The following is a 9425-nucleotide window of genomic DNA, read 5'->3' as shown; positions in this document are numbered from 1 at the left end:
AAGCAGTCAGGGTCGGGTAGTTTACTGAATTAGGATGGGAAAGCGTGGTTTTGCCGTGTCGGCCCGCTTATTCTTCTCTTGGGTAGGTCTGGAGCAGCGTAGATGGCAGTTTACGAGGGCAATTTTGTTCAGACGGAGGATCTGCGTCTGGCCATTGTCATCGGTCGGTTTAACGACCTGATCACCGGCAAATTGTTGGAAGGGTGCCAGGACGCGCTGAAGCGGCATGGTGTGGATGTCGGCCCGGAGAGCAAGCAGGTGGACTACTACTGGGTGCCGGGCAGTTTTGAGGTGCCTTTGCTGGCCCACCAACTGGCCCAATCTCGCCGTTATGACGCCATCATCTGCCTGGGGGCAGTGATTCGCGGGCAAACTCCCCACTTCGACTATGTGGCGGCGGAGGTCTCCAAAGGCATTGCGGCGGCAGGATTTCGTACCGGAGTGCCGGTTATTTTCGGGATCATCACCGCCGATACCCTGCAGCAGGCTCTGGAGCGGGCCGGGGTCAAGAGCAACAAAGGTTGGGAATACGCCATGAGTGCCCTGGAGATGGCGACGCTGATGCGCCAAGTTGCCCCCGTGCTCCAAGGCAGCTACGGCCACAGCGGCAACGGGGCCGGATCCCGTCCGTCTCTGCCCGGTGGAGCGGAAGCCCTGCAGTCTACCCTGGACAGCGCTGCCTATTGAGGGCGGGTGAGCCGAGTCAGCACTTCGTTGGAGCGCTGCACAAAGGCCCGCGCGGCTGCTGGATCAAAGCTTTTCTGGGTAATCAAAGCCAAATCGTAGATGTGATTGCAGATGAGGTGAACCAAGTCGGGATCCCGACCCTGATCGGCAAGAGACTGCAGGTTTTGGATAAGGGGATGGGCCGTGTTCAGAACCAGGGTGTGCTCTTCCAGAAACTCCAGCGGCTTTTGCTGGATGACGGCGTTGAGCTCCTGCAGGCGCCGCAGCGTCTCCGGCAGCAAGATCATGGCCGGAACCGACTCTGATTTAAGAGCTTCTGCTTTGATCTGCAACTTGTCTTTGCCCAGGGCTTGTCGGAAGAGATCGATCAACTTTTGGCTGCGGGTTTTTTGCGTTACCGGGTCAACAATTTCGGCGGCTTTGTCTTTATCCACCAGCGTTTCATCCAGCTCAGAGTCCACCCGCTTAAATTGGATCCCTTCTTCTTTGTATTCCCGCTCCAAAAAGCTGCTGAAGTGGCTGTCGATCCAGCTATCCAACATGATCACTTCCAGCCCCTGGGAGCGGTGGAGATCAATGTAGGCGCTCTGGGCCGCCTCATCGGTGGCGTAGTAAACTCGCTTGTTTTGCTTGTCGCGGGTGCGCTCCAGGTACGCTTTCAGGGTCACATATTCGGGTTTGTCAGCAGGGGATCCGGCCACTCGGAAAATGAGAATATCCTTAATCTGGGCAAAGAACTTGTCGTTGTTCATCGCCCCAAACTTCATAAAGAGGCTGATGTCGGGCCAGACCTTGACGTATTTTTCGTAATCTTCCCTGTACAGTTCATTGAGACGATCCGCCACCTTTTTGGCAACGTGATCCCCAATGCGTCTTACGGTGCGGTCATTTTGCAAGAAGCTGCGGGAGACGTTGAGGGGAATATCCGGACTGTCGATGGCCCCCCGCAGAGGTAGGAGGAACTTGGGGATAACTTCCTCACAGTTATCTTGGACAAAGACTTGATTGCAGAACAGCTTGACTTGACCCTTGGTGGGATCAATATCTGGGCGCAACTTGGGAAAATAGAGGATCCCTTGCACGATGAAGGGATAGTCGGTGTTGATGTGCACCCAGAAATGGGGATCCTCTTGAAAGGGATAGAGGTAGCGATAAAACTCTAGGTAATCCTCATCTTTGAGTTCGGAAGGTGAGGTTCTCCACAGGGGCTTTTGCTTGTTGATCACTTCCCCGTTTAACTTGATGGGAACGGGGATGAAATCGCAGTATTTACGAACCAATTCCCGAATGCGGCTTGGCTCCAGGTATTCTTCGTTTTCGGGGGTGATGTAAAGGGTAACGGTGGTGCCGATGCTGGAGCGCTCAGAATCGGAGAGGGTAAAAGTAGTGGTGCCGTCACAAGCCCACTTCACCGGCGTGCTGCCGGGCCGATAGGAGAGGGTGTCGATCTCCACTCGCTGCGACACCATAAAAGAGGAGTAGAATCCTAGACCAAAGTGGCCAATGATTGCTTGCTCTGCGTCTTTGCCCTTGTACTTTTGAATGAACTCTTCAGCGCTGGAAAAAGCCACCTGGTTGATGTATTTTTTCACTTCCTCGGCAGTCATGCCAATGCCGTTATCGGCCACCGCTAAGGTCTTGGCCTCTTTGTTGAGGGCAATCGTAATCTCCGGCTCTGGGAGATCTGCCACTTCGCCGGCAAGGCTGGCCATCTTCAGCTTGGTGATGGCATCAGCAGCATTGGAGATCAGCTCCCGCAAGAAGATCTCTCGATCCGAGTAGAGAGACTGCTTGATGATGGGAAAGATGTTCTCGGTGTGGATGGTGATGGATCCCTGTTCCAGCACGGTCATAGGTGGCTCAGCACTCAAACAAGCTCAGTGCTAATCTACAGAGACCGAAAAGTCCCCGACAAGCAGGCTCTTTTTCGGAAATCCGCACTCGCAACCGAACCGGCTCTCTAGAGCTGAGCTGCTCCGGGCGGAGCTTGGGCTTGGCCGTTCCCATCAGTGGTGCGGAGCGCTTCATCCAAAGCAAGTTGTTGGGCCCAATCCTGGCCGATCCGAATGGTGACGTCGGAGTTGAGAACGCCAGTAGATTCTACCCGCACTTCTCCCAGGCCAATGGCGGCGCGGATCTGTTTGGCTCCTTCGCGATCCCCGCTCTGGGCGAGGATCTCCGTTTGCTGCAGCACCTGGGTGCTGTCTTCCACAGCAAAAGCATGGACGTATCCTTGCCTCACCAATTCCTGCACCATACGGCGGGCCATCCCCGGCTCTCCGGTTGCGTTTTGCACGGCTATGCGCAGGCGGTGTGGAGGAATGCGGGCTACCTCTGCCTCCAGGCCAAAGTGGGAGACGGCCACCCGTCGGATCCCGGCTGGATCCGGCAGCCAGTAGCTGGTGGAGAATTCTCCCGGCTGACTGAAGCGGCCCGGCAGCAGCACCAGGTCGATGCGATCGCCCCCAGAGGTGAGGACAAACTTGGCCAAGCTCAGAACCTCTTCCCAGGTGAGGTTGGTATCGAGGTTGGTGCGGATAACCTGCAAAATCTTTGGGATCCGCGGCCAGACAGCAGGGGAGAGCAGTTCCCGGCTCAGGGCCCGCAGCAATTCCTGTTGCCGTTGCACCCGACCGATATCCCCCAATCCCAGGTGATCGCGGCGGAAGCGGGCAAAGTGGTGGGCTTGTTCTCCATTGAGGCGTTGCCAGCCGGGCTCCAGGTGGATGAACAACTGCTGGGTGTGATCTGCGTACTGCATCGGTTCCGGCACGTAGATTTCCACGCCGCCCACCGCGTCGATCAGCTCTTCCAGAGCGTCGGTATTGAGGCGAATGTAGCGGTCAATCGGGATCCCACCCATCAAGTGGCTGACCACCTGAGCCGTCAGCGCCGGGCCCCCTGCCAAGTTGGCAGCATTGATCTTGGCCACACCAAAGCCAGGCAAGCGCACACGAGTGTCGCGGGGGATGGACAAAACGGTAATCCGCCGCGCCTGGGGATCAAAGCGGGCCAAGAGAATGGTGTCGCTGCGGGTGTGGAAGCGATCTCGCTCTGTGGGCAAGGGCAGGGTGGGATCCGGGTTGTCTGTGCCGAGAATGAGGATATGCAACGAGCGAACCAGAGCCGCAGCCCGTAAGGCATCGGGACGGAAGGCTTCTTGTTCTGCAGGTGTGAGGGAAGTTGGGATCACCTGACGGGGCAACATCACGGCCAAGAGGGCACCGGCAGAACCCGCCAACACAGCCGTGAACCCCAACAACAGCCAGAGGATCCCCTGACGAATGGCCTGCTGACGAGCTGCGCGGACACGGTCAGGACGGGGGGGATAGTGGAAGGAGGGCATCAGGTCAGACCAGGTCTCGCGAGCGCGTACAGGAAAGGGTGTACTGTCTGGGTGGTGTTGCCAACTCCACCAATTCAAGGCCATGTTACCCTATCCTCAGTTTTCAGAGTTGTCTGGATCCAACTTCAGCGAGGTAGCAGTCGCCACAGGGGGATCCCTGCAGCCGTTGTCGGGAAAGTCAGAGGTGCATCTTTGGCTGCAGACAGTCCCCCCGTTGGAGAAGTTGCTCCCCCAGCTCGGCCTTCTTTCCCCTGAAGAATGTCGGCGGGCAGAGCGTTTACAACTGCCGGCAGATCGGCGCCGCTTTCTGGCCGGTCGTCTTGGGTTGCGGAGCTTGCTTAGCCGCTACAGCGGCATTCCGCCCCAGGGGATCCCCCTCGACCACAGTTCTACCGGCAAACCCTACTGGCGGGATCCACCCCTGCCGCTGCAGTTTAACCTCAGCCACTCCCACGAGCGCGTCCTGATCGGCCTGAGATGGCAATACCGCATTGGAGTGGATCTGGAATGGGTTCGACCTGTGCTCCGCTGGCAGCGCATCGCCCAACGCTATTTTTCGGCTGCTGAGCAGGGCCGTTTGGCCAGCTGTCCAGCTCCAGAGCGGGATGCCCTTTTCTTTCAAATGTGGACACAAAAGGAGGCGCTCCTGAAGGGAACAGGCAGGGGTCTGGCCGGCTCCAGAGCTTTGGACGGGGACTCTTGCTGGGTAACCCTACCCCTTCAGGTTGCCGGTGGCTACGCCGCTGCGGTAGCCCTTGAAATGAGGGGCGAAATACCCGAAGACGGAGGGGAAGCCCTAACTGTGCGGCTCTACACGGATGTAGAGGGCTAGACAGCCGCAGCGGCAAAATCTCTCCACCCACCGCTCGAGCTGCTATCTTGAGTTTCCAAGCTACTCCCCTCAGCGGGAGAGAGTTTTTGATTCCATGGTGTTGCCATGTTAAGCAGGTTCTGTCGTTTCCTGGTGTTGGGAATTTGGCTATCGGTTCTCATGATTGGGATCCCGCATCCGGTATGGGCGCGGGATCTCTCCAGACAAACGCCGCAGGAGAAGGTTATTGAGTTGGGTACTGCCGACAATCAGTTGGTGTTTGTGCCCAAGGAACTGTCTTTTCGCAACGGCAGCCTCTACCGTCTCCGCCTGAGCAACCCCAGCCAACTGAAGCACTATTTCAGCGCCAAGGATTTTGCCGATGCCGTCTGGACCCGTAAGTTGGAAGTGGCCGGTGTGGAAATCAAGGGCCAGATCCGAGAATTGGAACTGAAGCCAGGCGCTTCGGTGGAGTGGCAATTTATTCCCCTGAAATCTGGAGTCTACGCTTTGGTTTGCACCATTCCCGGCCATGCAGAAGCAGGTATGGTGGGGCAGATTACCATCGGCGATTGAGATCCTCTTCCTGGGCTACCCGGCCAAAAGGGGATAGAAAAGAGAAAGACGCTGCCAGGCCAATCCATGAAAAACCCGCTCACGCCCAAAGCCCTTCGCGCTGCCGACGCGAACGCGGAACACTGGACTCGGGGATGCCAGGCAGCCCCCCCTCGAAAGAGCAGGCTCTCCCTTTCGGAACGGGTTGCTGGCTATGCCCTCGCGCTTCTCTCCCTCACTGCCGTCCACGGGATCCGCTACTACAACGAACCACAACTGACCGTCGGCAGCCGCTCCCCGCAGACGTTTCTCGCCCCTGCTGCGGCGGAGATCGAAGATGTGGAGGCTACCCAGGCCCGACAAGCTGAGGCGCGGCGGCGGGTGGCGCAGGCCCTTAAAATCAACAGCACCGCCAACGACAGCATGCGGCAAAATCTGGAGGCTCTCCTGGCTGAGGTGGAGGCCATCCGCCAAGAGGCAGGTTCTCTGCCCTATGTTTCTGTCCAGTTGCTGTCTCTGCCAACGCAGATCTATCTGCGCCAGCTTTCCCCAGAGGAGTGGGAACCCTTCCAGGCTCGCGTCCGACAAGAGGCCATCCGCGGAGCCACCCCATCTCCTTTGGAAGAGCCTTCTTCGGGGCGACCGGAGCAGCTTCCTCCGGAGCAGCGGGCCAAGCAAGAGCTTGTCGAGGTTTGGCAGCGGGTCTGGTTGGACGGATCGGCCACCCAGATGGCGGCGACGGATCCCTATACCCAGTTGATTGCCCAGGTGGAAGCGGCGCAGCAGCGCTATCGGGCAGCTTTGCCGGCTCTGGAGCAGCTCACCCCCCCTGTTCCGGCCACAGTTCTCAACTTGGCAGATGCGGATTGGCAGCATTTGCAAACCTTGAGCCGGCGGGTCTTGGAGCGCCTGCAGAAGATAGGGATCGTGGATGGCCTGCCCCGCGAAGTTCGCGCCGAAGGGATCCAAGCCCAACTGGACGATTTGATTTTTCCGGGCAGCGCCGCCCAACGACAGGAGTTGCAAGGGCTGGTCTATCAGTGGCTGCAGCAGGTGCTCATTCCCAATGTGGAGGTGGATCCCCAGCGCACCGAGCAGCGCATCCGCGCCGAGCTGGAAAAAGTCGAGCCGGTTCTGATCTCGGTTGCCGAGAACCAGGTGATCGTGCGAGCAGATCAGCTCATCACTCCCGAAATTTTTCTCATCTTGGACCACTTTGGGCTTACCCAGCGCGGGATCAACGTCTGGGGCTTGGTGGGGGTGGCCGGCGTGATGGGCCTGGGCCTGGCTGTCTTTGTGCCTCTGCAGCAACGCTTGCGGCCAGGGTTGCGCCGCCGGGATCGAGTGTTGATCCTCATGGTTTCCCTGACCGCTCCCCTGTTGGCGGCCTTGTTCAAGCTGGAGTTCAGCTCCTTGCCGGCGGTGGGGCTGTTGCTGGGCAGTTTTTACGGGGCAGGGCTGGGCCTGGTGGTGGTGGTGGGCCAGGCGTTGTTTTTGCCCTTGGTCTCCTCTGCCAACCTGCTCACCCTTGTACCCTTGCTCTCCGGCAGCGTGGTGGCCTCTGCCTTGGCCGGGCGTTCCCGTTCCCGCGAAGAGCTGGCCTTGTTGGGAGGAGGAGCGGCAGCGGTGCAGATGCTGGCCTACGGGGCGGTTAGCTTGGCCACCACCGGTGGCATCGACCTGTTGGCCATGGCTTTGGCAGGGGGAACCAGCTTGGGATGGAGCATTGTTGCCCTGGGAGCCAGCCCCTACCTGGAGCGCCTGTTTGACTTAGCCACCCCCATTCGTCTGATCGAGTTGAGCAATCCCAATCGCACCCTGTTGCGGCGACTGGCTGCAGAGGCCCCCGGCACCTTTCAGCACACTCTGTTTGTGGCTACTTTGGCAGAACGGGCTGCCCAGAAGCTGAACCTCAACGTGGAGCTGGTGCGCACCGGCACTCTTTACCACGACATCGGCAAGATGCTGCAGGCCCGCTACTTCATCGAGAACCAGATGGGCAGCCTCAACCCCCACACCCAACTGGACGATCCCTATCGCAGTGCTCAGATTATCAAGGCCCACGTCAGCGATGGCTTGCGCCTGGCCAAGCAATATAATCTGCCTACCGCCGTCCAGGCGTTTATCCCTGAGCACCAGGGCACAATTCTGATTGCCTACTTCTACCATCAAGCCCAGATGAAAGCCGGGGGTCAGCCCGTACCCGAAGAGCCGTTCCGCTACGATGGCCCGATCCCCCAGAGCAAGGAGACGGGGGTGGTGATGATGGCCGATGCCTGTGAAGCCGCCCTGCGCAGCATGACTCTGAGCGATGGCTTCGGCCCCGATGTGGTCGAGCGGGCAAAGGCTGTTGTCCGCAAAATTGCCCAGGCCCGCTGGCAAGATGGCCAGTTGGTTGATAGTGGGCTGACGCTGGAGGATTTGGAGGTGGTGGCAGACGCTTTCGTGGAGGTCTGGCGGGAATCCAACCACGAGCGCATCCCCTACCCCAGTTTCACCCCTGCCCCCTCGCTGCCTGAGACTGCCTCTGCTCAGGCCCAGATCCCGGTGTTGATGAGCCCCTCTACGGGATCCCCTTAGCCAAGTAACCTCTTCCCGAAGAAGCTGGGTAGGTAGAGAAAGGTCTAGCCCTGCGGCTCATCGATCAGTACGATAGGGGATCGTTCTGTGGACCCAGTATGAACCAAGGCAGTCCTAGGATTTGCAGCCCTAGGCGGAGGATTTTTGTTTTATTGTTTTTGGATGGCCTGCTGAATGCTTCATGGAGCTCCTACTTCCTCTGCCGATCCCAAAGCTTCTGCAGCTCCTTTTCAGATTCCACCTCTGTCTCAGTCCAGCCCTGTCCAACTGTCGCTGGTCATTCCCACCTACAACGAAGCCTCCAGTATCTGCAGCCTGATCCGGCAGTTGTGTGCCCACCTAGACACGATTCTGCCTGGAAGCTATGAGTTGATTGTGGTGGATGACAATAGCCCCGATTACACTGCCAAAGTGGCCCAAGGATTGCAAAAAGAATTCCCTCAACTGCAAGTCATTTGTCGCCACCACGAACGAGGCCTGGCCACTGCCGTGCTGCGGGGATGGCAAGCTGCCCGCGGCGAGGTGTTGGGGGTTATGGATGGGGATTTGCAGCATCCGCCGGAGATTGTCCTCAAATTGTGGCCGCTCATCCAGAAAGGGGCAGATTTGGTGGTGGGCAGCCGCTATGCACCATCGGGAGGGGTGAGCCACTGGAGCCTGGGCCGGCGCATTGTCTCCCGCGGGGCCCAATGGATTGGGCTGGTTCTGCTGCCGGGAGTTTTCAGCCGTGTTTCCGATCCGTTGAGCGGACTGTTTCTGGTCAGACGCCAGTCTATTGCCGGGATCCCGCTCAACCCCAAGGGTTACAAGCTGCTGATCGAGGTGCTGGCGCGGGGCCGGGTGAAAACCATTGCTGAAGTCGGCTACATCTTTCAGGAGCGCCAAAACGGGGAGAGCAAAATCCAACTGCAAACTTGTCTCCAATATCTCCACCACCTGATGGTGCTGCGCTTTTCGCTAGGGCAGGTGGGATCCTTTTTGCGCTTCAGCACGGTCGGCCTATCCGGCACCTTGGTGGACATGGCTTTGCTCTATGTGTTGCACGATCCCGCCAACTTGGGATGGGATCTCATAACCAGTAAGCTGGTTGCTTCGGAGGTGGCCATTCTCAATAACTTCCTCTGGAACGACCTGTGGACTTTTCGCCATGTGACCCGCTTGCAGCCGGGGCCCTGGAATCGCCTGAAGCGGTTGGCGAAGTTTAATGTTATCTGCTTGATCGGCTTGGTTCTCAACGCTTCACTGGTGATCTTGCTGAGCGAGCGCTTGGGCATTCATTATTTGTTGGCCAACTTAATTGCCATCGGTATTGTTGTATTCTGGAACTTCTACCTCAACTCCAGGCTGAGCTGGAGGAGTGCAGAGGTTAAGTCGGACTGATACATTTACGCTGAACACTGCTAAGCATTACTGCTCAGCGGTGAAGCGATAGCATTCTGTCCATTT

General features: G+C 58.2%; 7 protein-coding genes. 5 read left to right on the top strand and 2 right to left on the bottom strand.

Translation table 11 applies throughout. From position 1 onward, the window contains the following. Positions 1 to 102 precede the first annotated feature (102 nt). Entirely contained in the window at positions 103 to 687 is a 585-nt protein-coding gene (gene ribH, locus NW818_RS10515) for a 6,7-dimethyl-8-ribityllumazine synthase (RefSeq protein WP_414330323.1), read from the top strand. On the opposite strand, the gene htpG is transcribed toward ribH, so the two are convergent. After that, positions 681 to 2540, bottom strand: coding sequence for a molecular chaperone HtpG (htpG, locus tag NW818_RS10510; RefSeq protein ID WP_414424517.1), 1860 nt, complete (start codon positions 2538 to 2540; stop codon positions 681 to 683). The two genes, ribH and htpG, sit on opposite strands and share 7 nt — an antisense overlap. A gap of 107 nt (positions 2541 to 2647) precedes the next feature. Beyond that, the gene (locus NW818_RS10505; RefSeq protein ID WP_414424516.1) at positions 2648 to 4117 is read right to left on the bottom strand and encodes an LCP family protein; all 1470 of its coding nucleotides are present in this window, start codon (positions 4115 to 4117) and stop codon (positions 2648 to 2650) included. Between NW818_RS10505 and NW818_RS10500 the strand changes: the two genes are divergently transcribed. The 4 genes from NW818_RS10500 (at position 4116) to NW818_RS10485 (ending at position 9359) form a co-directional block, all read left to right on the top strand. Next, positions 4116 to 4865, top strand: a complete 750-nt coding sequence (locus NW818_RS10500; RefSeq protein WP_414424515.1) for a 4'-phosphopantetheinyl transferase family protein — start codon at positions 4116 to 4118, stop codon at positions 4863 to 4865. The two genes, NW818_RS10505 and NW818_RS10500, sit on opposite strands and share 2 nt — an antisense overlap. A gap of 105 nt (positions 4866 to 4970) precedes the next feature. After that, positions 4971 to 5420 carry a plastocyanin/azurin family copper-binding protein gene (locus NW818_RS10495; RefSeq protein ID WP_414416731.1) on the top strand — a complete coding sequence of 150 codons (450 nt, stop codon included), beginning with the start codon at positions 4971 to 4973 and terminating at the stop codon, positions 5418 to 5420. A 66-nt stretch (positions 5421 to 5486) separates the two neighbouring features. Then, positions 5487 to 7979, top strand: a complete 2493-nt coding sequence (locus tag NW818_RS10490) for an HD family phosphohydrolase (RefSeq protein ID WP_414424514.1) — start codon at positions 5487 to 5489, stop codon at positions 7977 to 7979. 174 nt (positions 7980 to 8153) lie between these two features. Continuing rightward, positions 8154 to 9359: a glycosyltransferase gene (locus NW818_RS10485; RefSeq protein WP_414424513.1), complete on the top strand. Its 1206-nt coding sequence runs from the start codon at positions 8154 to 8156 to the stop codon at positions 9357 to 9359. Positions 9360 to 9425 lie beyond the last annotated feature (66 nt).

The sequence above is a fragment of the Synechococcus sp. R6-5 genome, assembly GCF_047461775.1.
Classification (GTDB): domain Bacteria; phylum Cyanobacteriota; class Cyanobacteriia; order Thermostichales; family Thermostichaceae; genus Thermostichus.
This window is presented reverse-complemented; position numbering and strand designations above follow the sequence as displayed.

Excerpts from the sequence above, each read along its gene's own strand:
- ribH (WP_414330323.1), top strand. The coding sequence starts at position 103 with ATGGCAGTTTACGAGGGCAATTTTGTTCAGACGGAGGATCTGCGTCTG.
- htpG (WP_414424517.1), bottom strand. The coding sequence starts at position 2,540 with ATGACCGTGCTGGAACAGGGATCCATCACCATCCACACCGAGAACATC.
- NW818_RS10500 (WP_414424515.1), top strand. The coding sequence starts at position 4,116 with ATGTTACCCTATCCTCAGTTTTCAGAGTTGTCTGGATCCAACTTCAGC.
- NW818_RS10505 (WP_414424516.1), bottom strand. The coding sequence starts at position 4,117 with ATGGCCTTGAATTGGTGGAGTTGGCAACACCACCCAGACAGTACACCC.
- NW818_RS10495 (WP_414416731.1), top strand. The coding sequence starts at position 4,971 with ATGTTAAGCAGGTTCTGTCGTTTCCTGGTGTTGGGAATTTGGCTATCG.
- NW818_RS10490 (WP_414424514.1), top strand. The coding sequence starts at position 5,487 with ATGAAAAACCCGCTCACGCCCAAAGCCCTTCGCGCTGCCGACGCGAAC.
- NW818_RS10485 (WP_414424513.1), top strand. The coding sequence starts at position 8,154 with ATGCTTCATGGAGCTCCTACTTCCTCTGCCGATCCCAAAGCTTCTGCA.